The following is a 25,068-nucleotide window of genomic DNA, read 5'->3' as shown; positions in this document are numbered from 1 at the left end:
AAAGGTATTCTTTTGACTTCGTGAATTACTACCTTTAAACTAGACACTTAAAAAAACGATATTATGCAGTCCAAAGAAGATGATCCCGATAAGCAACGGGGGTCATCTTCTTTAATTTTTTTTGATAACGACTATGATTGTAAAACGAAATATATTCTTCTACAGAATTCCACAAACCCTGAAGGTTTTCATGTCTTTCTGAGAGGACTACGTCCTTCATATGACCAAAAAAGGACTCCATTGGGGCATTATCCCAGCAGTTACCTCTTCTAGACATGGATTGTATAAATCCCATTTTTTCAACATTACTTTGATATGTAGGATTAGTGTAGTGGAAGCCTTGATCAGAATGCAAGTATCTTTCTGTATCAGGCATATCACTTGTGATACATTCTAATTTTTCTAAAGTTTGATAAACCAAATTCATCTTTAAAGAAGTAGCGAAGTGGTGGGCAACGATCTCTCCTGTTGCACCATCCTTAACGGCAGAGAGGTAGGCCATTTGGCTATTACCGTAAGGTAAATATGTAATATCAGTAAGCAATACTTTATAAGGCGTTCCTCTATCAAAATCACGATTAACAAGATTCTTCTTGGTTTTGTGTTCTTGTGTTGCCTTCATCATTTTCTTGTAAGGTTTAGCTTTTCTAATGGGCGACATGATACCGTAGATTCGAAGGATTCTTCGAATTTTTTTATGGTTCATTACGATATCATATTCAGCTTCTAATGCCATCTTTATTTCTTCTACACCACATTTGTTTTTCTCAATGTATACTTGATAAAGCAATTCGAAATCATTGCTGTCCTGTTCGTACCTCTTATAACGTGTGGCCTCATTGTTCTTCCAATAATAATAACCACTACGACTAACTTCGGCAATTTCACACAAAGACTTAACCATGCCTTTAAGACTATATTCTCTTATGATTGAATTGATTAATTCATACCGCTCACGGGTTTTCAGAACGTTTCCTTTTTCGTTTTTCACGCTCCTTCCTTGAAATTCTAATTTTTTTACTAACTCCAAATTGCCTTCCAGATAAGCTATACGTGCTTTTGCTTCTTCCAACTGCTCCTCGATAGATCCCATTTTTTCGCCTTCTGATCGTGTACCTTTCCCGCGAGTCTCAGTATGGAAACCTTCTTGTCCTCTTATTGCCATACTATTTTTCCAACGACCCACACATTTATGAGCTTTTCCTTTGCCTAGAAGATTTTCAGGCAGACCAGCGTTTTCAAATATGACCGTTGAGGTCATTCCGCTCTTACTTTCCTTTACTGCTTTAATTTTAAAAACAGGTGAGTAGGTAATGCTTTTTGAAGATGCTGATTTTACATTAGGATTCTTTTGCAATATCTCTATTTCATATTCTGTATATAATTTTTTGCTCATCAAAGAAACCTCCACTTAGAAACAATTCTATTAAAGTATAACGAAAATAAAATAAAAAAATAACCCAAAAACTAAAAACACTCTTTTTTTTGAGTGTCTAGTTTTCGGGTAGGGTATCATCGATCAAAGGAATACCTTTTTTTCTGTCAAAATAAATAATGTGTGACAGTATTTAAGAACAACGTGGATTGTAAGATTAAGCTATACAAATAAAAAAGCCATTCGTGATACACTCTAATTGTATTTCCAACCATAGAAAACAAGGAGTGATCACAAATGACCTATACCCATATTACCATGGATGAACTAGTGATGATAGAAGCTTATTACCATCAAGGTATTCCAGTTGCTAAAATAGCTGCTTACTTGAATCGTACTCGAACACCGATTAATAATGTTATCAGGTTCTTCAGAGCAGGACATACAGCTTTCGAGTATTACCTACGGTATAAGAAAAACAAGAAGCAGTGTGGACGCGAAAAAGTTGTTTTACCAGAAGAACAACATCTTTATATCAAGGAAAAAGTAGCTGAAGGCTGGACGCCTGATGTCATTATTGGCCGTAAAGAAATGACAATAGACTGTTCCGTACGAACACTTTATAGACAATTTAAAGAAAAAACATTCGATGAAGCTACCCTTCCAATGAAAGGGAAAAGAAAGCCTAACGGACATCAAGAACGTAGAGGTAGACAAGCTTATAAACGAAATATCTCTGAAAGAATAATAGATTATCCAACATTTAAAGAAGAATTTGGTCATATCGAAGGAGATACCATTGTAGGTGTCCGCCACAAAAGTGCGGTCATTACTCTAGTAGAGATTTTATCGAAAGCTATCATTACCTTAAAGCCCAAAGGGCGTAAAGCCTGCGACATTGAGAGTGCTATGAATCAATGGTTCCAATCCATACCAAAAAAATTATTCAAATCCATTACTTTTGATTGCGGTAAGGAGTTCTCCAACTGGAAATCTTTGTGCAACCAGCATGATGTCGCTATCTACTTCGCTGACCCTGGAACGCCTTCACAACGAGCTTTAAACGAGAATTCTAATGGGCTTCTTCGAAAAGATGGATTGCCAAAAGAAATGGATTTCAACGAAGTTGATCAGGCTTTCGTATCGTCTGTTGCACACAAACGGAATATAATTCCAAGAAAGTCATTAAATTACCAAACACCGCTGGAAGTTTTTATGAGTTACATGGATGAAGATATTTTGTATAGCTTAATTTGACAAATCAGACAAATAAAAAAAGAAAATTAGCCCCTTAAGAAATAAAGGAAAATACCGATATGTTATTTAGTAAACGTTTAAAAAAAGTACTCGTGAGAACTTCCAATCAAATACACGTTGGGGTGTGAAAAGTGTTTTTTAAAGAAGGTTTATATAAGGAGGAACTGTCGGTGAAAAACAGACGCAAAAAGAAGAATAGCAGAAAGAAAAGTATAAAAGTAGTGATCATTCCTACACTAATAGCAATGATCACCATACCGATTGTCATTGTGTTGGTTATGAATTATTACAGCACACAAAATTTGTTATCCCAACGTATTGAGCAAAGTGAAAAGAATTTAGCGACCCAATTTACGACCCAATTAGACTGGATCGGTCTAGAATTAGAAAATACAATCAATTCTTTGGCAGAAAAAACGGAATTCCAAGAATTTAATGAATTTCAATCTGAAGCTATCCAAACAGCTATCCAAGAAGATATGCAATCTGTTAAGACTAATAGTATGTACATAGGAAATGCTTATTATGCTCCTGAAGATCAAGCAATAATCGGAACGGTCGAAAATTTGCCAACGGACTTTGATGCAAGTGCAACAACTTGGTACCAAAGAGCGGTTGAACGCAATGGGGCATTGATCTGGAGTGATCCTTACAGCGATGCCATTACAGGGACGATGGCGATGACGATTTCTAGAGCAATCATTGTCGACGATGTTTTTTATGGCGTCCTAGCCATTGATTTAGATTTAACGCGAATGAATAATTATTTAACCTCTATCCAAAATGGAAATACCGGAAACTTTTTTGTGCTTTCTGAAGCAGGCGAGTATATGATGTCTAATGATCCGGAGAAAATTGGAACAAATATCGGTGAGAGTGATTTGATTAAAGAAGCTACCGAACAAACGGGATATATTCACGATAAGCAAGAAGTTGGCAGTTATTATGCCAAAGTCAGCCGTCTCGGTATGACTGTTTATGGAGTAGTCGGCGAAGACGAAATGGCTAATGAAATCAATGCTATGGGTAGAGCAGCTATGATTTCATTATCTAGTGGACTCATGATTGCCATTCTAAGTGCGTTGGTGGGCTCCAAGTTCGTTATGACGGTTGCAGCAAGTTTAACTAAGGCCTTCAACAGAGTTGCAGAGGGCGACTTGACGACTGAAATCACTGGGAATGATTTCAATATGCTGCCGGATAAACCCTATTTAAAAAAATTCAGAAAACCAAAAGCAATCGATGAAAATAGTGATGAGATCGGACGTATCGCATTTGCGTTCAATAAAATGATGCAACAATTCAGGGAAATGGTTGGAGGCATCCAACAAAAGAGCAATCGCTTAACGGATATGACCCAAACACTGAACGATATTTCTAAACAAACAACTTCAGCAACAGAGGAAGTATCTGAGACGATTACCGGAATCGCTCAGGCAACAAGTATCCAAACGAAAGATACTGAAGATACCGTAAGCAAAATGGAAGAGTTAGCGAAAACAGTGGGTGAGATCGATCAAAACATCCAAAAAATGGGACAACACACGGATGACACAACTATCGCCAATGGGAAAAACAACCAAATGATGGCTGAAGTTCATGTGAACTGGGAAACGACGATCGAAACAATGGCCAGATTGGGTGATAGTATCCATGCCGTAAATGAAGATATCCAAAATATTGAGAAAATCGTTAAAGTCATTGATGGAATATCTGACCAGACCAACCTATTAGCTTTAAACGCTTCTATTGAAGCCGCCCGTGCAGGCGAAAGCGGCAGAGGTTTCGCTGTTGTGGCTAATGAAATCAGGAAATTAGCTGAGAAAAGTGATGAGTCTACAAAAGATATCGCCGCTATTATCAAAGGGATCCAAGAGAAATCAAATGAAATGGTCAGCAAAGTTGAACAATCGCATTCAGAAAGTGAACTCCAAACAAAAACGATCGATGAAGCTATCAGTTCAGCAAATAAAGTAACCGACCAAATGGATAAACTTGTTGAAAGTATTATGAACGTTGCTAGCTTAGGATATGTTATCTCTGCTAAGAAAGATGAAACATTAGTAGCTATTGAAAACATCGCTGCATCAGCGGAAGAAAATTCGGCTGGAACTCAAGAAGTATCAGCAAATGCAGAAGAAATTTTGGCTACGATGGAAGAGTTCTCATCAAGTATTGCTAAACTAGAAACCATTGCAAATGAATTAAAAGAAGAAACAGATCAATTTAAAATAAAGTAGCCTATCAAGATAAAAAACGGATATAGGTTCATTCGGATAAGAATGAACCTATATGATCAAATAGAGAACCTGGAGGAGAAGCATAATGGGAAAGTTCGTTGTTTTTAGTAGCGGTGGCCAGAGTTTTGCCATTCCGATCGAAGTAACTGAAAAAATTATACACGTTGAAGACCTAACACGAATTCCAGATACTTCTGGGTATGTGTTAGGAGCGATAGATTATGATGAAGGTATTATACCAATCATTGATTTAAGTGAACGATTCTTTCAAAATAAAACAGCGATAACGCCTGACACGAAAGTAATCGTTATAAATTGGCAAGACAAAAAAATTGGATTAGCTGTAGATAAAGTGACGAATATTCGTTCATTTGAAAGTACAGACCATGAATCGTCAGAAGAGGCTGATCAAGAATCAGCTAGTTATATAGTAGCTTTTATTCGAACAGAAGAAGGTATCATTTTACAATTAGATGTGGATAGTATTTTTTCAGGAACGGGCAAACAAGAATTAGTATCATTGATCAATCGATAAAAATGGGTAGATTAGAGGAATGGTGAAAATAGATGGCAGATGAATTAAGAGTTGGGATCTCAGATTATAAGGTAGCACAGCAGCCGAATTCTTTAATAACGGTGGGGTTAGGTTCATGTGTAGGGATCGCTTTATATGATCCTAAAACAAAAATTGGCGGCTTAAGCCATATTATGCTGCCTGACAGCAGTGCTTTTAAAGAGCCCAACAAGATCGAAAAATTTGCTGATCTAGCCATCCCTCATATGGTATCCGAAATAAATAAACAAACAAAAAACAATCCGTTAGTTGCTAAGATAGCGGGTGGGGCAAGTATGTTTCAGTTTTCTAAAGATCTTCCGCATGGAAGTATCGGAGATCGAAATGTTATTGCTGTTAAAGAAGTATTGAAACAACTAGGGATTCCTTTATTGGCCATACATACTGGAGGGAACATGGGCAGAACAATGATCGTCGATTTGGCCACCTTTACAGTAACGGTTCGAATGGTGAATAGAGAAATAATCGTATTGTGAAAAGGGACAGGGGAATATTAAATAATGAACATAAAAGTATTAGTTGTGGATGATTCTCCTTTCATGAGAAAAATTATCACTGAAACAATAACGAGTATCGATGGGTTGGAAGTTATTGGCACGGCTAGAAATGGCCGTGATGCACTAAAGGCAATTCCGCAGCTGCAACCAGATGTCATTACTTTAGACATTGAAATGCCGGGATTAAATGGGTTAGAGACACTTGAGATCATAAAGAAAGAACACAATGTACCGGTTATCATGATGAGTTCATTCAGTGGGGAAGACAATACGATCGCAGCCCTAGACTTAGGAGCAATGGACTTCATTGAAAAACCGCATGATATCAGAAATCAATCGGAAGTATTTAAAAATGAAGTAGCAGACAAGATAAAACCATTATTTGAACAAAAGAAAATGGATATGCCAGTAGAAAAATCTCTTTTGCAGATAAACGGATTGGAAAAAAGGTTGCCTAAAAAAATAAAAGCTATTACGATAGGTGCTTCTACTGGAGGACCTAAAGCATTATTTTCAATCATTCGCTCTTTACCAGAAAACTTAAGCTTTCCGATTTTTATTGTGCAACATATGCCTAAAGGATTTACGACATCATTCTCCAAACGGTTGGATAAAGAATCAAACGCAACTGTTGTAGAAGCTGAAGAGGGTATGGCAATAAAAGGCGGAATCGTTTATGTCGCTCCTGGCGGATACCACATGCTGATCGAAAATAATCGCATCAAATTGAACGAAGCAGATAAGATCCACGGTGTAAGGCCAGCTGTAGATTACTTGTTTGAAACGGCTGCTGCTGCTTACGGCAGTAACTTAGCTAGTTTTATTCTAACGGGAATGGGTCAAGATGGAGCCTCCGGATTAGCTGAAATCAAAAAAGCTGGCGGGTTTACCGTGGCGCAAAACCGTGAAACGTCAATTGTCTATGGGATGCCGGGCAATGCGGTACAAAAAGGCGTGATCGATGAAATTGCGAGTTTAAATGAAATATCAGAATTAATCAATTGGATGATAAGGATGCGAAGCTAATGTTAAATTTCGAATTTTTTTATGCATGGACAAAAGAACATTTGAATATTAATCTAGATGGATACAAAGAAAAACAGCTTCAACGACGTATCGGAACAATTATGAAGAATACTGGTGCTGCAACGTTAGAAGAATATGCGATTAAAATCCAAGCTGATCCGATCGTTAAAAAGAACTTTTTAAATTATATCACTATTAATGTGACTGATTTTTTCCGCAATAGAGAAGTTTTTGATGAATTTGAAGACTTGATGGTAACGTATCTTGAACCCCGTTTTGGTCCTTTAAAAGTCTGGAGTGCGGCGTGTTCTACTGGAGCAGAAGCCTTTTCACTGGCAATGATCATGGACAAACATAAAATTGCCCAAGCAGAGAAAATAACAGCTACCGATATTGATGAGACCATATTAGCAAAAGCTAAAAAAGGGATCTTTACGAGTGTCGAAATTAAAAATGTTGATGAAGAAAACCGCAAGCGGTACTTCACTCATGAAGACCATACTTTTTATCTGTCTAATCAAATCAAAAATAAAGTGGCATTTAAAAAACATGATTTGATTGGCGATCGATTTGGAAGAGATTATCACGTTATCGTTTGCCGCAATGTGACCATTTATTTCAAAAATGAAGTAAAAGAAGAATTGTATCAAAAATTCAGTGATGCGCTCGTTCCAGGCGGCTTATTTTTCACAGGAGCCACAGAAACGATTTACAGTCCAGAAAAGTACGGCTTGATTAAACGCGCTTCATTTATTTATGAAAAAATCTAATGTACAAGTATGAGAAACAATGAAAGGGAGGGATACTATGGATGAAAATAGCAAATACCTCGATTTATTTTTTGAAGAAACAGATGAACATTTGCAAAGTTTAAATGAACAAGTGCTTGAATTAGAGAACAATCCAGCAGATTCCAGTATTGTAGACGTTATGTTTAGATCAGCTCACACGATCAAAGGAATGGCCGCAACCATGGGTTACGATACGATGGCTAAATTAACGCATAAGATGGAAAACGTATTCGATTTGTTGAAGAAAAAAATCATCATCGCTGATGCAACGTCGATTGCATTGGTGTTTGATTGCTTGGATACATTATCCGACTTAGTGGAAGATCTAAGAGCAGGAAATGATGCAGAGCGTGATATCACAAATCTGATCCAACATTTGGATCATGTGTCTTCTGGCGAGAGCACAATAGAAGTATCCGTCATCGAACCGGTAACGGACTCATTGCTTAACTTATCTTTAGAAAAAGTTGAGGATTCCGATTTAATGATCATTGAAGCAGCTAAAGAAGATGGCTACAATGCTTATGTGTTAGCTATCGGAATCGATGAAGACAGTTCAATGAAAAATGCACGTGTGTATCTCGTTATGAGCAAGTTGGAACAGCACGGAGACGTCTTATATTCAGAACCAGGGACAGAAGTGCTAGAAAATGATGACTTTGGCAATATCTTTAAATTGATCTATGTCAGTAAACTAGACGAAGAAACGGTCCTTAACTTGGCATTAGACAACAGCGAAATTGAGGAAGTCTTGATCCAAACGATCCATCAAGCGGATGACTTGCTGATAAAAGAGGCTGGAAAAGTTCAACCTGAACAATTTGAAAAACTTGAGGAACAAAAAACAGCAGCCATCGTTGAAACTAGTCAAACACCAACGAAAGCAGCAAGTAAAGCAAAAGCGCAAAACCATGCGATGAATCAATCGATTCGAGTCGATATTGGGAAATTAGATTCTTTTATGAATCTAGTTTCTGAACTGGTTATTTACCGCACACGATTAGAAGATCTAAGCGACCAATTGTTGGTTTCTGAAATGAAAGAGCCGCTTGAACATGTTGCCAGGATCAGTTCAGAGTTGCAAGAACTGGTTTTAAAAATCAGAATGCAGCCTGTCAGCACAGTAATGACTCGTTTCCCTCGTATGATCCGTGACTTAGGTAACGAATTAGGCAAAGAATTCAATTTAGTGATCGAAGGAGAAGACACCGAACTGGACCGTACAGTGGTTTCAGAACTAAGTGAGCCTTTAGTGCATCTACTTCGAAATTCAGCAGATCATGGCGTAGAAATGCCAGAGGAACGTGTGAGATTAGGCAAAGATCCAAAAGGTCTGATCAAAATCACGGCTTATCAAGAAGGAAACCGAGTAGTATTGACGTTGACGGATGATGGCAAAGGTGTTGACCCAGCAGTGATCAAAGAAAGTGCTGAACGAAAAGGCGTTTCAACTGAAGGGATGAGCGACAAAGAGATCCAACAACTGATCTTCCATCCCGGTTTTTCAACGGTCAAAGAAGTGACCAATATTTCTGGGCGCGGTGTCGGAATGGATGCGGTCAAGCAAAAAATCACTGAATTAGGTGGAACGGTTGAATTGGAAAGTGTGGTCAATAAAGGAACCGTTTTTAGAATCAACCTACCGTTGACCTTATCTATTATTCAATCGCTATTGGTAAAAGTCGGGCAAGATGCTTTTGCTATTCCTTTAGGGATAATCAAAACGATCGTTAAAGTGACTGAACAAGACATCATTCGCGTACACAACCGGGAAGTCTATAAATACGAAGGACTGGCTGTTCCAGTCGTACGATTGAATAAAACATTGGGTATGGAAGCAACAGAAGAATCCAATCTGCATTTGGTCTTGGTGAAACAAGGAGACAGTTACAATGCTTTGGCAGTAGATGATTTGATCAGACAACAAGAAATCGTTGTTAAAAAATTAGGCCAAGAATTAAATATGTTGAAAAATTATTTAGGAGCTACTATTCTAGGAGATGGTAGTATCATCTTGATTTTGGATGTGTCAGCCATTTGCAATGAAAGAGTTGGTGAATACAGTGAAGTCTAATTATTCAGCAATGGAATTAGATGTGCTAAAAGAAATCATCAATATCGGTGGTGGACATGCTGCGACTAGTTTATCCCAATTAATTGATAAACCGGTCCATATGACTGTTCCAGTGATTGAAATGATGGCTTATGAAGATGTATATGAGCAGATCATGGCCGAAGAAACCGTCATAAAAGCAATCGTCATAAAAATGATGGGCGATGCAGAAGGCGTATTCCTGTTTACGGTTGATCAGCAATTTTCAAAAGATCTAGTGTCTATGATGCTGCCGGACGATACACCTTACTCGGAAGCTATGGCTGATTCAGCTTTACAAGAGCTGGTAAATATATTAGTGAATTCATTTTTGAATGCTGTCATGAAATTGATGGATCGAAACCTAGTCACATCGGTGCCTCTTATTATTGAGGATATGTTTGGTGCGATCATGAGCAGCATCTATATAGAGCAAAATCAGTATGATGATTCCATTATGATCATAAAAAATGAGTTTTATTATTTAGGAGATCGATTAGAGTCTTCATTGTATTTCGTGCCAAAACCAGGGATAATAGAAAAAATGTTACAAGTACTAACAGTTTGAGAGGAGAAAAACAAATGACAAAAAATGTAATGATCGTAGACGATGCAGCCTTTATGAGGATGAAACTGAAAGATATTTTAGAAAAAAATGGCTACAATGTAGTAGCAGAAGCACAAAATGGAATCGAGGCTGTTGAAAAATATAAAACTGAAAAACCAAACTTAGTCACTATGGACATTACGATGCCTGAGATGGATGGGGTAGATGCTTTAAAAGAAATTAGAGCATTTGATCCAACTGCTCGCGTTGTAATGTGTAGTGCAATGGGTCAACAAGGTATGGTTATGGATGCTATTCGTTCTGGAGCAGTCGATTTTATCGTGAAACCATTCGATAGTGATCGCGTTATTAAAGCTTTAGACAAAGCAAGTTTATAAAGGTGACAAAAATATGCAGATGATTATTTTTACTCTAAACGAAAAATATTATGCCTTTTCTTCTGAAAACGTTGAAGAGATAACAACTAAGATCCCATGGACCCCAGTCCCTAAATCTCCAGCCTGGGTCCAAGGACTCGTTAACTTGCGTGGCAATGTGATCACATTGATAAACTTTTATAAATTACTTTCTCCCACTGATGAAACAAAAGAAATATGGTACAATAATATTATCATTGTGAAAAATGATGAGGAAAAAATAGCATTCATGGTGGATGATGTCGCCTGGGTCTTGGATATTGAGCCATCCGCAGTTCAACAGTTGGATGACCAAATTGATGAGTTAGTGTCCAGCGTGATTCAAGTAAAAGACCAAATAGTGAGTGTCATCAATATGGAGAAACTATTTTTATAAAAATGAGGGATAAATAGTGAAGCAAGTTTTATCACAACAAGAAATCGACTCGTTATTGAAGGCAGTAGAAAGTGGGAAAATCGATACCTTAGATCTAGATGACGATGATCAAGAAAATAGAGTTAAGTTGTATGATTTTAAACGTCCTGTTCGGCTTGCAAAGGAATACATAAGTACCTTGAATATGGTTTTCGGAGAATTCACTAAGATAGCTAGCAATATTTTGTCTACTCAAGTCAGAACCAATATAACCGTGCAGCTAGCTTCAATCGAACAAGTGAGTTTTGATGAATTTGTGCACTCAGTCCCTCGCTTTACGTTGATGGGCTTATTCCATTCAGCTCCTTTAGAAGGGACACAGATAATTGAAGTCAGTCCGCAACTATGCTTACAATTGGTTGATCTATTGTGTGGCAGTTTAGAAATTCGTGACAGTAGAGAGGAAATAACGAAAGAAAGTTTTACAGATATTGAGATGGCTATTTTAGAAGATGTATTAAACAACTTTGTCCATTCATTTGAATTGGCGTGGCGCGATGTAGTGAAAATCAAAAGTGAAATCGAGTCAACCGAAACTAATCCGCAAATCATGCAGACGATGTCGCCAAATGAACCAGTCGTATTGGTGACGTTTACTGTTGTCGTGCATAATATTCGAACGTTTATAAATTTATGTGTTCCTTATATCTTCTTTGAAGGGATGTTAGATAAATTAAGTTTACGCAATTGGTTCCATTCTGAAAAGGAAACGGACCATTCAGATAGCGGGAAATTAGAAAAAAATCTACAGACTGCCCCAGTAAATATGGAAGTACTTTTAGGAGAAACAATCATGACATTGGAAAATTTTCTACAGTTAGAATTGGGAGACATCATTCCTTTGGATGGTAAGACATCTGATCCGTTAATCTTGACAGTGGAAAAATTCCCAAGGTATTTTGTTAAACCTGGATTAAAAGGAAAAAAAATGGCGGTTGAAGTATTACAGTATATTGGAGGAGAGACAGACGAATGAGCAGTGGAAAATTAACGCAAGAAGAAATTGACGCAATGATGAGTGGAAATGCAAGTGCTCCTGAGCCAAAACTAACGGACATCCTTGATCAAACACAAATAGATATTGTTGGAGAAATCGGGAATATTTCCATGTCTCAAGCTGCTACAACACTGTCTTCTATTTTAAATCGTCGCGTAACGATCACGACTCCAGTTGTATCTACTCTGAAATTCCAAGAGATTCTTGATGAAAGTATGACACCAAAAGTGGTGACAACGATCGAGTTCAAAAAAGGATTAGCTGGCAGTAACTTATTGATGATGAATGAAAGAGATGCCATTATTATTGCTGATTTAATGATGGATGGTGATGGAGACGCTGAAGGGAAAAAATTTACGGAACTTGAATTGAGTGCTGTAGGAGAAGCCATGAATCAAATGATGGGCTCTGCTGCAACAGCAATGGCTACTATGTTAGAACGCATCGTAGATATCTTCCCACCTGACGTTGAAGTGTGGAAAGATCAAGATAATGTTAATTACGATAAAATCAGCGGTGACACAGTTGTGTGTAAGATCGCTTTTAAAATGGTCGTAGATGGGTTGATTGAAAGTGAAATCATGCAGATCTTCACGCTTGAAACTGTTCGAACGATTTCAAGTATCGTCTTAGCAGATAAAGGCGAAGTGATCCAAGATCGCCAAGTGGCTAAGGCTAAAGCTGAGACGGAAGAGATGACCGCTCCAACTAAACAGGCTGCTAGTCAACCAACGCGAGATAACGAAGGCAAGATTGGGATCCAAAAACCGGAATTCCAAGAACTTACGCATGCCGGCAGTTTGAAAACACCACGTAATTTGGATCTGATTATGGATGTGCCATTGCAATTTAGTGTTATGTTAGGCGAAAGTAAAAAAACGATCAAAGACATTTTATCACTGGGAACAGGTTCAGTTGTTGAATTGAACAAGATGACTGATGAGCCATTGGAGATTTATGTAAATGGCAAATTGATCGCTGAAGGTGAAGTTGTCGTAATCAATGAGAGCTTCGGAATTCGCATCACCAATATCTTGAGCAAAGAACAACGAATCAAACATTTGAACTAATCATAAAACAAATTAAAAGATAATGATTCATAATGTGTTAAAAAGGCAAAGAAGTCAGGACATACCGTTCTGGCTTTTTTATTTTTTGCTTGAATAATCGAAAAGCAATTGCTAGTATAGAAGAGTCTAGTCCATGAACGGATGTACATAATAAAATAAGCATGTTTAATAAATAGTGTCAATGATTCAAAAGAAATTTCTTCTGGAATAACGGGATTGCTTGTGGAGAGCCATGGGAACACCTGAAGCCTAAAGAGAACGTCTTCCGGCTTTCAAGCTTCAAACACAGCGTAATCGCTAAAGCGCCAACGCTGTATAATTCACATTGAATCCAAAACATGGCTACAAGCAACCCTATTCCGTCAGAAATTTCAAATGAGTGATGCAAATTGTCTTTCAATACTAAAAATAGCGACTTATGATGATTCAAAAGAAATTTCTTCTGGAATAACGGGATTGCTTGTGGAGAGCCATGGGAACACCTGCAGCCTAAAGAAAACGTCTTCCGGCTTTCAAGCTTCAAACACAGCGTAATCGCTAAAGCGCCAACGCTGTATAATTCTCATTGAATCCAAAATATGGCTACAAGCAACCCTATTCCGCCAGAAATTTCAAATGAGTGATCCAACTGATCTATTAATACTAAATTGCTGGCGACTATTTTAGATCAAAGGCTTAAGTATCTGGAAAAACTGCCGATAGTAAATATGTAAGGCATAAACTGCCAGTAACCAAACTCAAAACTAAAATCCAATAATAAAAAAGAGAATAAAGTATGGGAAAGGAGCACTAACCATGAAAATAGGAAATAATGGCTACAATCAATACGTCAACAGTGTCCGTCAAAATCAAGAAAACACACATAGTAAAGGATTGGCTAAGACAAACGAAACGGTTAATGAAGAATCTGTAACAGTCAATATATCTGATGCAGCTAAACAACTGGCTAAAGCTAAATCAGCTGACAGCACAGCAATGACACCAAATGTAGAAGCTATCAAAAAAGCGGTATTGAATGGCACTTACAATGTGTCACCTGAAAAAATTGCGAGCGGCATGATGCAAGCGATGAATAACCAAAGGGAGTATTCAGAGTAATGAGTAAAAAAGCGACAGCACTCAATACGCTAATCCAATTTAAAACCGTATTAATGGATGAAAAAAACGCGTTGATCAAAAATGACAGTGCAAAAGTAAAAGCACTTGTAGAACAAAAACAAACTTTTTTAGATAGACTTCCCACTTTAACGACTGAAGGATTGAAAAAAGAAGACCTAATCGGAGTGGTTGAAGAAATCAAAAATCTACAACAAACAAATTTGGTTCTGACGCAGCAAGTAATCAGTTATCAAGAAATGATGATGAAAGCTATTACTACAGGGGTCAAAAAAGGTGGCTCTACTTACTCCAAACAGGGAGATTACAGTGCCGCACAACAAGCCAATCTAATTGATCAATCCCTATAAAGAGGTGAAAGAATGTCAGGTTTATTTGGAACATTAAACAACGCAACTAAAGGGCTGAATGTACAACAATCTGCTTTGCAAACAACTAGTCACAACATCTCAAATGCGAATACAGAAGGCTATTCTAGGCAAAAAGTTACTATGGTAGCGGACAATCCGTATACACTTGGTGGAATCGGCCAAGTGGGTACGGGAGTTAGAATTGCGTCCATTGATCGGATCGTTGATCCATACGTGAACAACCAATTGCGAAATGAAAACTCTTCTTTAGAAATGTACAGCCAAAAATCAGATGTCTTGGGTCAATTGGAAGGGATCTTTAATGAACCTTCAACAACTGGCTTAAATAATAACTTGAGCGAAGTCTTTTCTTCTTGGACTTATCTAGGTTCTAACCCTGAACTTGCAACGGCTAAAACAATGGTAGCTCAAAATTCCGAAACATTTACCGATACTCTGCACCATATGTCAAATCAAATCGATAATCTACATGAGGGTACAGTGCAAGATATTGAAAAAAATGTTTTAGATTTTAATTCAAAAGTAGCGCAATTAGATTCATTGAACAACCAAATTTTCAATGTGACGTCTCAAGGCCAAGCTCCTAATGATTTATTGGATCAACAAGATAAATTGTTAAAGGAATTGACAGGCATTGCTGGAGTTGAAGCCAATTACGATAAATTTAACCGTTTAAGTATAACGGTTGGTGGCCAATCCGTTCTAACCGAAGATTCAATAGCTGAGTTAAGTGTTGGAACAGACCCAATAGATGGTCAATTAAGTATTGGTGGAAAAACTATCGCTATTACATCAGGAAACATAAAAGGTTCGCAAGAAGCCTTAACGGAAATCGATACTAAAAAACAAGAACTAAATGATTTAGCCTTTACCTTTGCGACGGCTGTAAATAACATACACAGTGACGGTGGAACAGGTGCTGATTTTTTTGAATTGGGGACAGAAGATGGTAATTACGCTGCTTCTATTCAAGTGAGACAAGAAATATTAAATGATGTTTCAACAATCAATGCAGGAAAAAATCTTGATAAAGTTGTTAGTGGAGACGGTACACGTGCTCAAGCGATTGCTTCAATGCAAAATACCAAACTAGATTACTCTGGTAATCAGGCCGGAATGACTTACGATAAAGACACTATGACATTGTCGATTATAAATTCAACAAAAGGTTCAACGGTTTCTGGTGCTTACAATGATAGTGTCACACAAATGGGAATTGTGAAGCAACAATCGGATAACATGGTAGACAGTCAAGGAAGCCTCGTCAGTCTGCTTGAAGCCCGTAGAGATTCTGTTTCAGGTGTTTCAATCAATGAAGAAGTAACCAATACGATTACCTATCAAACTGCATTTGAAGCCAACGCTCGGATTATTTCAGTGGTTTCAGAAATGCTTGATACATTGATCAACCGAACGGGGGTGTAATAAATGCGGGTAACCGATTCGTTAATGTCGAAAAACTTTTTACGCAATCTTTCAGCTAATACAGAGAACGTCATGAAATACCAAAATCAATTGTCAACGTTAAAAGAAGTCAGTAAACCATCTGATGATCCTTTGAAAGTGTCAAAGATTTTAGACTTAAACAACTCAATCATTCAAAATGATCAATATAAAGCAACTATCAATGATGCGATACAATGGACAAATGTACAAGATTCTGCGTTAAGCAGCGTAACAGAATCGATGCAACGAATCAAAACTTTGATTCAATCTTCAGCTAATGACACGCTTAGCCATACCGATCGTCAAGCTAATAAAGTCGAGATTGAATCTGAAATCAGAGGGACTGTTGATGCTTTAAATACTAACTTTGGCGGTCGTTACGTTTTTGCCGGAATGAACACAACAGAAAAACCATTTAAAGTAGATGAAAATGACAACGGTGAAATCACGGGTATTACTTACAATGGAACAGATGAGGGTAAAGGAAATCTTTCTCGTGAAATTGCACCAGGTGTTTTAGTTGAACTGAATACCGATGGCCGTAAATTCATGAATGCTCAAAATGCCGATGGATCAGATGATCTAGGTACCTTTTTTTCTGAGGTGTTAACAGCTTTAGATTCAGATGACACCGAAAAATTATCCAGTTTGTTAGACAGAGCTGATCAAGAAATCGAAAATGTGGTTTCTAATCGCGCAAAAACAGGCTCTATCTATAATCGTTTGAATGCAACGTTAGAACGGAATGATAGTGAAAAGTTAAACCTAAAAACAATGTTATCTGAAAATCAAGATATTGATTTAGCAGAAAAATACATGGAGTATACGATGGAATCAACGGCCTATCAAGCTGCCTTATCCATGGGAACAAAAATATTGCAAACCAGTATACTGGACTATCTATAAGATAGTTCAGTATTTTTTTAACTTTAAGTATAAAAAGACTTAACTCCTAAATAATTCTGCCGATATAAGGAATATAAGGCAAGATTCAAGAAGAAGTTTAGAATGTTAAGTAAGAATAAAAGAAAAAATAAAAACATCCTTAACAGATAATGAAACCTGCCGATATAAGAAGTATAAGGCAACATAAACATAAAATAGACTTTAGGAGGAACACAATCATGAGAATTAATACAAATACAGCAGCAATGAATACTTATACTAACCTTACTTCAGCTAATGCTTCAAAAAGCAGCTCATTAGCTAAATTATCATCAGGTCTACGCATCAATAAAGCAGGAGACGACGCAGCAGGTTTAGCAATTTCAGAAAAAATGAAAAATCAAATTTCAGGTATGACTCAAGCTTCACGTAATGCACAAGATGGTATTTCATTAATCCAAACAGCTGAAGGTGCTTTAAGCGAAACGCATAGCATTTTAAACCGTATGCGTGATTTAACAGTTCAAGCTGGTAATGGAACTAATACAGATGATGACAAAACAGCCATTCAAGCTGAATTGACATCATTAACTGAAGAAATTGATCGTATCTCTGACGATACTGAATTTAATACACAAGGTTTGATGAACGCTGGGAAAGTTACTGATAGTAGTACTTTAGACGCAGCAAATCCAGACTATAAAGCTTTAACAGTTGCTTATAATGATGGAACAGGGGCTTCAATAGCTGTTGATTTTGACAAGGATACTGGAGCTGAAGCCCTTGGGAAATTAAGTGATAGTGAATTAAATAAAGTTATAGAATCATATAACTCAACTAATAATATTACAATAGCTGAAGCAGATGGAGGAGTAAGTGGTACAGCTGATTTATCTGCGCTGGCTAAGAATTATGATGAAGTAAATGGCACTACGGGCACTACCTTTGCTGATGTTGGTGATGCAGAAACTGCTTTAAGTGAGCTAACGACTAATCAAAAAGCTAACGTTGCTAAAAAATACAATTCTGAAAACAATCTATCAGCAAATGACCTTAAAACTACAGAGTCAACAGAATTTTCATTTCAAATTGGTGCAAATGCTGGTGAAAAAATTAGTGTTGAAATTGAAAATATGAGTGCAAAAGGATTAGGAATTGCAGATCTTGATGTGAATTCTGAAACTCAAACAGCAGATGACATTTTAGGTAAATTAGATAAAGCAATTGAATCTGTTTCTTCTCAACGTGCAAACTTAGGGGCTGTTCAAAACCGTTTGGATCACACAGTTTCTAACTTAGCAACAACTAAAGAAAACTTGTCTGAAGCTAATTCTCGTATTACTGACGTAGATATGGCTGAAGAAATGATGAGCTTTACTAAATCAAACATCCTTTCTCAAGCTTCTACTTCAATGTTGGCTCAAGCAAACCAAATGCCACAAAGTGTTCTTTCATTACTACAATAATAGTCAAATACTAAATTAAAAATACAACACAAAAAAGCCGGCGTTGTGCCGGCTTTTTATTTATAGTAAACTATACGATGTTGAGAAACGGAGTTGTCAGATATGGATATCATACAGGCGGTCACTAAATCTCTTCAAATTCGTCCCATTGAATCAAGTACGATTCATCAATCCGATAAAAAAGAATCATACATAAAAGGAATATCAGGTTCAGGAGAAAAAGAAGAACCTATCATTGTTTCTGAAATAACCAAAGAAGAGCTGGAACAAGCGGTAGAAAAAGCAAACCAATTTTTATTGGGGTTGAAAACGCAGTTTGATTTCAAAGTCCATGAAGGTACTGGTAAAACAGTTGTCAGGCTAATTGATAAACAGACAGAAGAAGTAATAAAAGAAATTCCACCAGAAAAAATGCTTGATGTGTTAGCGAATATATGGGAATCAGCAGGAATTTTAGTGGATCTAAAGGAGTGAAGGTATGGCTGGTAGTATTAGTTTTTTAGGTTCTTATTCAGGGATCGATACGGCAACAATCGATTCATTGATTGAAGCAGAATCCGGTAAGCTTGTTCAATATACAAATAAGCAAACAAACATTACAGCAGAAAAAAATACTTGGAAAGACATCAATACGCGTTTAGATAGTCTGTTTACCAAGTTAGGTACTCTTGAAGAAGATAAAACCTTCCAATCAAAAACAACCACTTCAAGTGATGCGACTAAAGTTGCTATTACAGCAGGTACAAATGCAGCAGCGAGCAATTATAGTATCGAAGTAACCAAATTAGCAACTTCCACCCAAGCAACATCAGGTATAATCGATTCAGCTAAAGGTAAAACTGTTAAAGATGGTCTTGGACTTAATGGTACATTTACGATCATGAATCAAGAAAATGCTGATGCAATAGCAAATGGTGAGCCCGCTACTGGAAGTTTTGACATTGATATATTAACAGAGGACAGCTTGAATGACATTGTGGGCAAAATCAATGAGCAGTCAAAAGAATCGGGCATAGAAGCAAAAATTGTTGATAATCGTATCATTATGACGGATAGCAAGATGGGCGCACGTACGATGACGTTTGGTGGAACATTAACTTCTGGTGGAAGTACGGGTAGTATGGTCGAAGAATTAGGTTTTGGAACAACTTCAGATCAAGCAGCTGGACAGTCAGCTGTACTTACAATAGATGGTATCACAGTTACACGTGATACGAATAGCATCACAGACGCTGTAGAAGGTTTGACTATTGAATTAAAAGGGTTAACGGAAGCTTCAAAACCTGTTGTAGTCGGAATTAAAGAAGATACGGACACGACAGTTAAAGCGTTCCAATCCTTTGTGGATCAATACAATTCAACGATGACATTTGTTAGCGATCAACTAGATGTCGGGGATCCTTCTGCTGATAAAAATAAGACCGGAGCGTTAGCTGGTGACAGTTCTTTAATGCGGTTGCAATCTAGTTTGCGTTCGTTAATGACTCAGAGTGTGAATTCTGGCAATCCTGCATACAACCATCTAGGATCGATTGGGATCTCAGTCGACCGTTTTGGGTCAGCTACTCTTGATACAACTAAATTAAAGACCGCTTTAGCAGATGACCCAACGGCTGTAAAAAAAATGTTGTTCCAAACCATCTCAACTGATACAACAAGTACAGATGAGAATGGAATTGTAACGACGGTAACGACTGAAAAAGAAGTCGGCATGGCGCAAAAGATGCGTTCATTAGTGGATACATATATTTCAGATGAAACGGGTATTATTGCTACCAAATCGGATACCTTTGATAAATCATTGAAAGATATTTCTGAAAGCATCACAAAGTTTAATGAACGGTTAGATAAAAAGCGCGAAAACTATGTGGCCATGTTTTCTCGTTTAGATTCGGCTATGATGGAAGCTGAATCGCAATTAGCTTACTTACAAAGTCAATTTAGCACAACCGATTAAGTAGTTTAAGATTTTAAGAAGGTCTATCATTTTTAGAGTTAGTGGATCAGGTGTATTACTTACTTGAAATTTCTGATGGGATAGGGATTGCTTGTAGCCATGTAGAGGATTCAATGAGAATTACACAGCGTTAACGCTTCAGCGATTACGTTGTGTTTGAAGCTTGAAAGCCGGAAGACTTTCTCTTCAGGCTTCAGGCGTTCCCATGGCTCTCCACAAGCAAATCCGTTATTCCAGAAGAAATTTCTTATTGAAATATCATAAATCTTACTTTTTGTATTGCTAGAACAGGTGGATCACTTACTTAGAATTTCTCATGGAATAGGGATTGCTTGTAGCCATGTAAAGGAGTCAATGAGAATTACACAGCGTTAACGCTTCAGCGATTACGATGTGTTTGAAGTTTGAAAGCCTGAAAATTTATTTTTAGGCTTCAGGTGTTCCCGTGGCTCTCCACAAGCAGACCCGTTTATTCCAGAAGAAATTTCTTTTGAAACACTGACACGATTTATTGATTAACCGGTTAAGAAAGGAGTGCTCATTATGACAACTGATACGGAATGGGCGGAATTGCGAACGAATGTGTTAAAAAATATTATGATTTTAATGGAAACATGGAATGGAAGTCCGGATGAGGCTGTTGAGATAATAGCTGGGAATCAAGAGAATTTGGATCATTTAAAAGCTATTGAGCAAAAATTGAGCGAGGATGCAGCGTTTCAATATACGCAAGCTGAAAAACAATTGTTAACCGTGATTATTCCTTGTCAACAACAAATGATGGCGGCAATTCGGGGCGAAAAATTAAAGTTAATGAATAAGATGAAGCAGATCAATCAAAAAAATAAAGTCAGAGACAATTATGTATCTGTAGAACGCGCTTCGGTATTTATAGATAAAGGCGTTTAATAGAGAAGCAGGAGGTAAAGAGCATGTACCAAAAAAATGGATCAGACATTTACAAACAAAATCAAATTCTAAATGCATCGCCAAAAAAATTGATTGTTCTTTTGTACGAAGGCTGTATCAAAAATTTAAAATTAGCTGAATTACATATTGCTGAAAAGAACATTGAAAGAACAAACCAAGCATTGATTAAAGCACAAGATATCATTGCTGAATTAATGAACACGTTGGATTTTGAAAAAGGCGGAGAGGTCGCAGAAAATCTATACCGGATGTATGAATACCTCGCTAGTGAATTGATTAAAGCAAATGTATCGAAAGATGCAGAAGATGTAAAACGCAATCGTCGATTGGTTGAAGAATTACGCGATGCTTGGATCGAAATGGACTAATTTTTCAAAACGACAAGTGTTGTTTTTTGGACACATTTTAAAAATGGTCGAAATTAAACGGTCAATCAAATAACCTACCCTCCACCTTACTTGGGAAAAGTAAGGCTTTTTTTATTGGAATTGTAGAGCAAAGGCATTTTGCTTTGATGATCAAACTAGAAAAAAATACTTAGAGAAAATTAACATTCATAGAAAACAAGATTGTTTCTTTAATGAATGTAATATTTCGGTAAAGTCTATTGCTGAATAAAAAAAAATCGTATATACTTTCTAAGTATTGATATAACTGAATAGTTACTCAAAAAAACGAAAAATAACTGCATAATAATTAATAACGTATGTATTTTATCGATTATTATACATAAATACAGCAACAGCCTAGTATAAACTAGGTGAAAAATCGATTTAGGGAGGAAAAATCAATGAGTGACCCTACTTATAATCTGATAAAAAATGCATTAGATGCCGCATCAATGAGACAAGAAATGATTTCAAGCAATATTTCGAATGTGAATACAGATGGTTACAAAGTAAATAAAGTAGAATTTGAAAATATTTTAGAAAATGTTTCAAATGGTACAGCGATGAAAAAAACGAATGATTTACATATGGGTTTCGGAAATTTAAATGAAGTAACACCAGTCGTGTCAAAAAGAACAGACACTTCAGTGAAAGAGAATGGCAATAATGTCGATATCGATATCGAAATGGCAGAAGAAGCTAGCAACAGTATTTATTACAATGGTTTAGTGACTCAATTAAACGCTAAATACGCCATGTTGCGTAGTGTAATTACTAAGTAGTCATTGAAAAAAGGAAGAAGGTAGCACAATGTCGATATTTGATTCCATGCAGATAAATGCGAGCGGATTGAGTTTAGAACGATTGAAGTTGGATACGATCTCAACTAATATCGCGAACGTGAACACCACACGAACAGAGGATGGCGAAGGCCCGTACTTGAAAAAAACGGTCCTATTTGAAGAGAGCTTGAAACAAGTTGAAACGTCTTTGATTGGCCAAGGTACCGAAAAAAGTTTTGGGGTCAAACCGATTGAAATCAGTGAAAATACAGAAAATATCGTCATGGAATACGACCCAACTCACCCAGATGCAAATGAAGAAGGCTACGTTCAGCAATCAAATGTAAATATGGCCGATGAAATGGTCGATATGATGACGACATTACGGACGTATGATGCCAATGTGACCGCTATGAACGCTAGCAAAGAAATGCTGTCAAAGGCGCTACAAATCACAATCGGTTAATAAATCAATTTAGAGGAGAATTTAAATGAATGTCGATGCACTTTTTAGCAACTTAGTAAACGGTCCAGCACAAACAGGCTTGACTGGTGGAATGAATCCGCAAACGGACGAAGTACCAAACAGTTTATCCTCATTCTCAGGTATGTTAGAAAACGCAATGAGTTCATTAAATGATCAACAAGTTGCAGCAGATCAAGGTGTGCAAGGATTGATAACTGGAGACACAGATAATTTACATAATGTGATGATCCAAACTTCCGAGGCACAATTGTCATTAGAAATGGCCTTGCAATTAAGAAACAAGGGTCTAGAAGCATACAATGAAATAAAAAACATGCAATTTTAATGAGTACTTGAGGGAGTTAGGTTAATTATGGATGGAATGAAGAAAATTTGGACGGGAATTAAGGACGGTTGGACTGATCTTGACAAAAGTAAACGAATCGGACTAGTTTTGGTTCTCTTTTTTGTCATCAGCATTGTAACAGGCTTGACTTACTATACGCAGAAAGTAGAGTATGCCACACTATTCTCAGAGTTAGAAGAAGCAGATGCGGGTACGATTGTAAATGATATTAAAACAAAAGGAATTGCATATAAGTTGGAAGATAATGGGACAACCATTTTAATTGATCAATCCCAAGTTGATACATATAGAATTGAATTAGCAGTAGATGATCTACTGCCAAAAAGTACGACCGGTTTTGAAATTTTTGATGAAACCAGTATGATGGCAACTGACGAAGATCGTAAAATCATGTATCAAAGAGCAGTCACCGGTGAATTGGAACAATCCATCTCGGCACTGGACTTTATTAAAGAGGCAAAAGTATTGTTATCGCTACCGGAAGATAGTGTTTTTACAAATGAAGAAAATCAATCAAAAGCTTCAGCTTCTGTTGTATTGACTCCGTTAAGCGGGTCTCAAGTTCCCGTTTCGGCTATTCAAGGAATCGCGTCATTGATCTCTGGAGCAGTCGATAATCTGCCAAAAGAAAACATTAAAATTGTCGATACAGCTGGCAATTTATTAAGCACAGCGCTAGAAGATGAAGCGAACTTAAATGCGACCGATCTGGTCAGTAAATACCAAGCTATTACCAAAAGTTATGAACAAGAATTGGAACAAAAGCTGCTTCAAACGCTAGCACCAATCTATGGAATCGATAAATTGACCATTGCAGTTAATGCCGATATGAATTTCGATTCCAATGAAAGCGAGATTATCAATTACGGCGACTCTTCTGTCCGCAGTGAAACTGTTTCTGCAGGTGGTGAGACCATTGATGTTGAAGAAGGAGAAGGATTCGACAATAGCATCAACCAGGTACAAAGTGGTGAGGAAGGCGGTAACGCTACCTATGACCGAACGACGAATTATGAACTGAACTCAGAGACTACGAACACCATTAAAGCACCCGGAGAAGTAGAAAAACTAAGTGCTTCAGTTATTTTTGATGGCAATTTAAGTCCAGCTGATCAAGAATCTTTAGAAGCGATTGTTGCCACAACAATCGGCACAGTTGAAGAACGTGCCGATGTGGTCACGGTACAAGGAATAGATTTTGCTACTGCTGTTGAAGCAACCGAAGAGAATGAAACAGAACAATTAAAGATCAGTATCAGAGATATGCTTTTACGTTATTGGCCTTATCTAGTGGGAGGATCCGTTCTTTTAGGGATACTGATTTTCATCATTCTTCTGATGCGTAAACGCACAGATGACGATGAATTGGATTTCTTTGATGAGGAAGAACCAACAGCAAAACCGATCCGATCCGATCAACCCACAGCAGATCAAAAGGAAGCAAAAGAAAAAGCTGAAATTAAAAGAGAGTTAAACAAAAATATGTCTGCAAAAGAAAGTACAGTAAGAGAATATGCGAAAGAAAGTCCAGAGGGCGCGGCTGATTTGATCAAAATTTGGATGAAAGATAAGTAG

At 37.2% G+C, this 25,068-nt stretch carries 26 protein-coding genes; 25 read left to right on the top strand and 1 reads right to left on the bottom strand.

Annotated features, from left to right (window positions below; all coding sequences use genetic code 11):
• Nucleotides 1-61 precede the first annotated feature (61 nt).
• Nucleotides 62-1,396, bottom strand: coding sequence for an IS3 family transposase (locus BR50_RS12540; RefSeq protein ID WP_034545794.1), 1,335 nt, complete (start codon nt 1,394-1,396; stop codon nt 62-64).
• 276 nt (nt 1,397-1,672) lie between these two features.
• Between BR50_RS12540 and BR50_RS03540 the strand changes: the two genes are divergently transcribed.
• The 25 genes from BR50_RS03540 to fliF all read left to right on the top strand — a co-directional run bounded on the left by BR50_RS03540 (nt 1,673) and on the right by fliF (nt 25,068).
• On the top strand, nt 1,673-2,632 hold the full coding sequence (locus BR50_RS03540) for an IS30 family transposase (RefSeq protein WP_034546336.1): 960 nt from the start codon (nt 1,673-1,675) through the stop codon (nt 2,630-2,632).
• A gap of 170 nt (nt 2,633-2,802) precedes the next feature.
• Entirely contained in the window at nt 2,803-4,872 is a 2,070-nt protein-coding gene (locus BR50_RS03535; RefSeq protein WP_034546334.1) for a methyl-accepting chemotaxis protein, read from the top strand.
• 85 nt (nt 4,873-4,957) lie between these two features.
• A complete protein-coding gene (locus tag BR50_RS03530; RefSeq protein WP_034546331.1) occupies nt 4,958-5,407 on the top strand; it encodes a chemotaxis protein CheW in 450 nt (149 codons plus the stop codon).
• A 32-nt stretch (nt 5,408-5,439) separates the two neighbouring features.
• Nucleotides 5,440-5,922 carry a chemotaxis protein CheD gene (locus tag BR50_RS03525; protein WP_034546329.1) on the top strand — a complete coding sequence of 161 codons (483 nt, stop codon included), beginning with the start codon at nt 5,440-5,442 and terminating at the stop codon, nt 5,920-5,922.
• Between the two features lie 24 nt (nt 5,923-5,946).
• On the top strand, nt 5,947-6,969 hold the full coding sequence (locus BR50_RS03520) for a protein-glutamate methylesterase/protein-glutamine glutaminase (RefSeq protein ID WP_051905726.1): 1,023 nt from the start codon (nt 5,947-5,949) through the stop codon (nt 6,967-6,969).
• A complete protein-coding gene (locus BR50_RS03515) occupies nt 6,969-7,739 on the top strand; it encodes a CheR family methyltransferase (protein ID WP_034546327.1) in 771 nt (256 codons plus the stop codon). Before BR50_RS03520 ends, BR50_RS03515 begins: the two co-directional genes overlap by 1 nt.
• A 37-nt stretch (nt 7,740-7,776) precedes the next feature.
• Nucleotides 7,777-9,834 (top strand): chemotaxis protein CheA, encoded by a 2,058-nt coding sequence (locus tag BR50_RS03510; protein WP_034546325.1) that lies wholly within the window; start codon nt 7,777-7,779, stop codon nt 9,832-9,834.
• On the top strand, nt 9,824-10,420 hold the full coding sequence (locus BR50_RS03505; RefSeq protein WP_245792821.1) for a chemotaxis protein CheC: 597 nt from the start codon (nt 9,824-9,826) through the stop codon (nt 10,418-10,420). Before BR50_RS03510 ends, BR50_RS03505 begins: the two co-directional genes overlap by 11 nt.
• Nucleotides 10,421-10,434: 14 nt before the next feature.
• Complete coding sequence (locus BR50_RS03500) at nt 10,435-10,797, top strand: response regulator (RefSeq protein ID WP_034546320.1); 363 nt, start codon at nt 10,435-10,437, stop codon at nt 10,795-10,797.
• Between the two features lie 13 nt (nt 10,798-10,810).
• Nucleotides 10,811-11,212, top strand: coding sequence for a chemotaxis protein CheW (locus tag BR50_RS03495; RefSeq protein ID WP_034546319.1), 402 nt, complete (start codon nt 10,811-10,813; stop codon nt 11,210-11,212).
• A 16-nt stretch (nt 11,213-11,228) separates the two neighbouring features.
• On the top strand, nt 11,229-12,227 hold the full coding sequence (gene fliM, locus BR50_RS03490; protein ID WP_034546317.1) for a flagellar motor switch protein FliM: 999 nt from the start codon (nt 11,229-11,231) through the stop codon (nt 12,225-12,227).
• Nucleotides 12,224-13,318: a flagellar motor switch phosphatase FliY gene (gene fliY / locus BR50_RS03485; protein WP_034546315.1), complete on the top strand. Its 1,095-nt coding sequence runs from the start codon at nt 12,224-12,226 to the stop codon at nt 13,316-13,318. The genes fliM and fliY overlap by 4 nt, the downstream gene beginning before the upstream one ends.
• 795 nt (nt 13,319-14,113) lie before the next feature.
• Complete coding sequence (gene flgM / locus BR50_RS03480; RefSeq protein ID WP_034546313.1) at nt 14,114-14,416, top strand: flagellar biosynthesis anti-sigma factor FlgM; 303 nt, start codon at nt 14,114-14,116, stop codon at nt 14,414-14,416.
• Nucleotides 14,416-14,784 (top strand): flagellar motor switch protein, encoded by a 369-nt coding sequence (locus BR50_RS03475; RefSeq protein ID WP_034546311.1) that lies wholly within the window; start codon nt 14,416-14,418, stop codon nt 14,782-14,784. Before flgM ends, BR50_RS03475 begins: the two co-directional genes overlap by 1 nt.
• Before the next feature lie 12 nt (nt 14,785-14,796).
• A complete protein-coding gene (gene flgK, locus BR50_RS03470; protein ID WP_034546309.1) occupies nt 14,797-16,230 on the top strand; it encodes a flagellar hook-associated protein FlgK in 1,434 nt (477 codons plus the stop codon).
• Between the two features lie 3 nt (nt 16,231-16,233).
• Nucleotides 16,234-17,157 (top strand): flagellar hook-associated protein FlgL, encoded by a 924-nt coding sequence (flgL, locus tag BR50_RS03465; RefSeq protein ID WP_034546306.1) that lies wholly within the window; start codon nt 16,234-16,236, stop codon nt 17,155-17,157.
• Between the two features lie 218 nt (nt 17,158-17,375).
• A complete protein-coding gene (locus tag BR50_RS03460; protein ID WP_034546304.1) occupies nt 17,376-18,602 on the top strand; it encodes a flagellin N-terminal helical domain-containing protein in 1,227 nt (408 codons plus the stop codon).
• 102 nt (nt 18,603-18,704) lie between these two features.
• Entirely contained in the window at nt 18,705-19,076 is a 372-nt protein-coding gene (locus BR50_RS03455) for a flagellar protein FlaG (protein ID WP_034546302.1), read from the top strand.
• A gap of 4 nt (nt 19,077-19,080) precedes the next feature.
• Nucleotides 19,081-20,559, top strand: coding sequence for a flagellar filament capping protein FliD (fliD, locus tag BR50_RS03450; RefSeq protein ID WP_034546300.1), 1,479 nt, complete (start codon nt 19,081-19,083; stop codon nt 20,557-20,559).
• 543 nt (nt 20,560-21,102) lie between these two features.
• On the top strand, nt 21,103-21,468 hold the full coding sequence (locus BR50_RS03445; protein WP_034546297.1) for a hypothetical protein: 366 nt from the start codon (nt 21,103-21,105) through the stop codon (nt 21,466-21,468).
• A gap of 23 nt (nt 21,469-21,491) precedes the next feature.
• Nucleotides 21,492-21,857 carry a flagellar export chaperone FliS gene (fliS, locus tag BR50_RS03440; RefSeq protein ID WP_034546295.1) on the top strand — a complete coding sequence of 122 codons (366 nt, stop codon included), beginning with the start codon at nt 21,492-21,494 and terminating at the stop codon, nt 21,855-21,857.
• 422 nt (nt 21,858-22,279) lie between these two features.
• Entirely contained in the window at nt 22,280-22,660 is a 381-nt protein-coding gene (gene flgB / locus BR50_RS03435; RefSeq protein ID WP_034546293.1) for a flagellar basal body rod protein FlgB, read from the top strand.
• A gap of 28 nt (nt 22,661-22,688) precedes the next feature.
• The gene (gene flgC, locus BR50_RS03430; protein ID WP_034546291.1) at nt 22,689-23,126 is read left to right on the top strand and encodes a flagellar basal body rod protein FlgC; all 438 of its coding nucleotides are present in this window, start codon (nt 22,689-22,691) and stop codon (nt 23,124-23,126) included.
• A gap of 25 nt (nt 23,127-23,151) precedes the next feature.
• Nucleotides 23,152-23,472: a flagellar hook-basal body complex protein FliE gene (gene fliE, locus BR50_RS03425; protein WP_034546288.1), complete on the top strand. Its 321-nt coding sequence runs from the start codon at nt 23,152-23,154 to the stop codon at nt 23,470-23,472.
• 27 nt (nt 23,473-23,499) lie between these two features.
• On the top strand, nt 23,500-25,068 hold the full coding sequence (gene fliF, locus BR50_RS03420; protein ID WP_034546286.1) for a flagellar basal-body MS-ring/collar protein FliF: 1,569 nt from the start codon (nt 23,500-23,502) through the stop codon (nt 25,066-25,068).

The organism is Carnobacterium alterfunditum DSM 5972 (genome assembly GCF_000744115.1).
GTDB classification, from domain to species: domain Bacteria; phylum Bacillota; class Bacilli; order Lactobacillales; family Carnobacteriaceae; genus Carnobacterium_B; species Carnobacterium_B alterfunditum.
Note: the sequence above shows the minus strand (reverse complement) of the source record. Positions and strands in the feature narration are given on the sequence as shown.

Excerpts from the sequence above, each read along its gene's own strand:
- fliE (WP_034546288.1), top strand. The coding sequence starts at position 23,152 with ATGAATGTCGATGCACTTTTTAGCAACTTAGTAAACGGTCCAGCACAA.
- BR50_RS03530 (WP_034546331.1), top strand. The coding sequence starts at position 4,958 with ATGGGAAAGTTCGTTGTTTTTAGTAGCGGTGGCCAGAGTTTTGCCATT.
- flgB (WP_034546293.1), top strand. The coding sequence starts at position 22,280 with ATGAGTGACCCTACTTATAATCTGATAAAAAATGCATTAGATGCCGCA.
- BR50_RS03510 (WP_034546325.1), top strand. The coding sequence starts at position 7,777 with ATGGATGAAAATAGCAAATACCTCGATTTATTTTTTGAAGAAACAGAT.
- BR50_RS03495 (WP_034546319.1), top strand. The coding sequence starts at position 10,811 with ATGCAGATGATTATTTTTACTCTAAACGAAAAATATTATGCCTTTTCT.
- flgK (WP_034546309.1), top strand. The coding sequence starts at position 14,797 with ATGTCAGGTTTATTTGGAACATTAAACAACGCAACTAAAGGGCTGAAT.
- BR50_RS03475 (WP_034546311.1), top strand. The coding sequence starts at position 14,416 with ATGAGTAAAAAAGCGACAGCACTCAATACGCTAATCCAATTTAAAACC.
- BR50_RS12540 (WP_034545794.1), bottom strand. The coding sequence starts at position 1,396 with ATGAGCAAAAAATTATATACAGAATATGAAATAGAGATATTGCAAAAG.
- BR50_RS03525 (WP_034546329.1), top strand. The coding sequence starts at position 5,440 with ATGGCAGATGAATTAAGAGTTGGGATCTCAGATTATAAGGTAGCACAG.
- fliS (WP_034546295.1), top strand. The coding sequence starts at position 21,492 with ATGTACCAAAAAAATGGATCAGACATTTACAAACAAAATCAAATTCTA.
- fliD (WP_034546300.1), top strand. The coding sequence starts at position 19,081 with ATGGCTGGTAGTATTAGTTTTTTAGGTTCTTATTCAGGGATCGATACG.
- BR50_RS03515 (WP_034546327.1), top strand. The coding sequence starts at position 6,969 with ATGTTAAATTTCGAATTTTTTTATGCATGGACAAAAGAACATTTGAAT.
- fliY (WP_034546315.1), top strand. The coding sequence starts at position 12,224 with ATGAGCAGTGGAAAATTAACGCAAGAAGAAATTGACGCAATGATGAGT.
- BR50_RS03445 (WP_034546297.1), top strand. The coding sequence starts at position 21,103 with ATGACAACTGATACGGAATGGGCGGAATTGCGAACGAATGTGTTAAAA.
- BR50_RS03540 (WP_034546336.1), top strand. The coding sequence starts at position 1,673 with ATGACCTATACCCATATTACCATGGATGAACTAGTGATGATAGAAGCT.
- flgL (WP_034546306.1), top strand. The coding sequence starts at position 16,234 with ATGCGGGTAACCGATTCGTTAATGTCGAAAAACTTTTTACGCAATCTT.
- flgC (WP_034546291.1), top strand. The coding sequence starts at position 22,689 with ATGTCGATATTTGATTCCATGCAGATAAATGCGAGCGGATTGAGTTTA.
- BR50_RS03500 (WP_034546320.1), top strand. The coding sequence starts at position 10,435 with ATGACAAAAAATGTAATGATCGTAGACGATGCAGCCTTTATGAGGATG.
- flgM (WP_034546313.1), top strand. The coding sequence starts at position 14,114 with ATGAAAATAGGAAATAATGGCTACAATCAATACGTCAACAGTGTCCGT.
- BR50_RS03455 (WP_034546302.1), top strand. The coding sequence starts at position 18,705 with ATGGATATCATACAGGCGGTCACTAAATCTCTTCAAATTCGTCCCATT.
- fliF (WP_034546286.1), top strand. The coding sequence starts at position 23,500 with ATGGATGGAATGAAGAAAATTTGGACGGGAATTAAGGACGGTTGGACT.
- BR50_RS03460 (WP_034546304.1), top strand. The coding sequence starts at position 17,376 with ATGAGAATTAATACAAATACAGCAGCAATGAATACTTATACTAACCTT.
- BR50_RS03520 (WP_051905726.1), top strand. The coding sequence starts at position 5,947 with ATGAACATAAAAGTATTAGTTGTGGATGATTCTCCTTTCATGAGAAAA.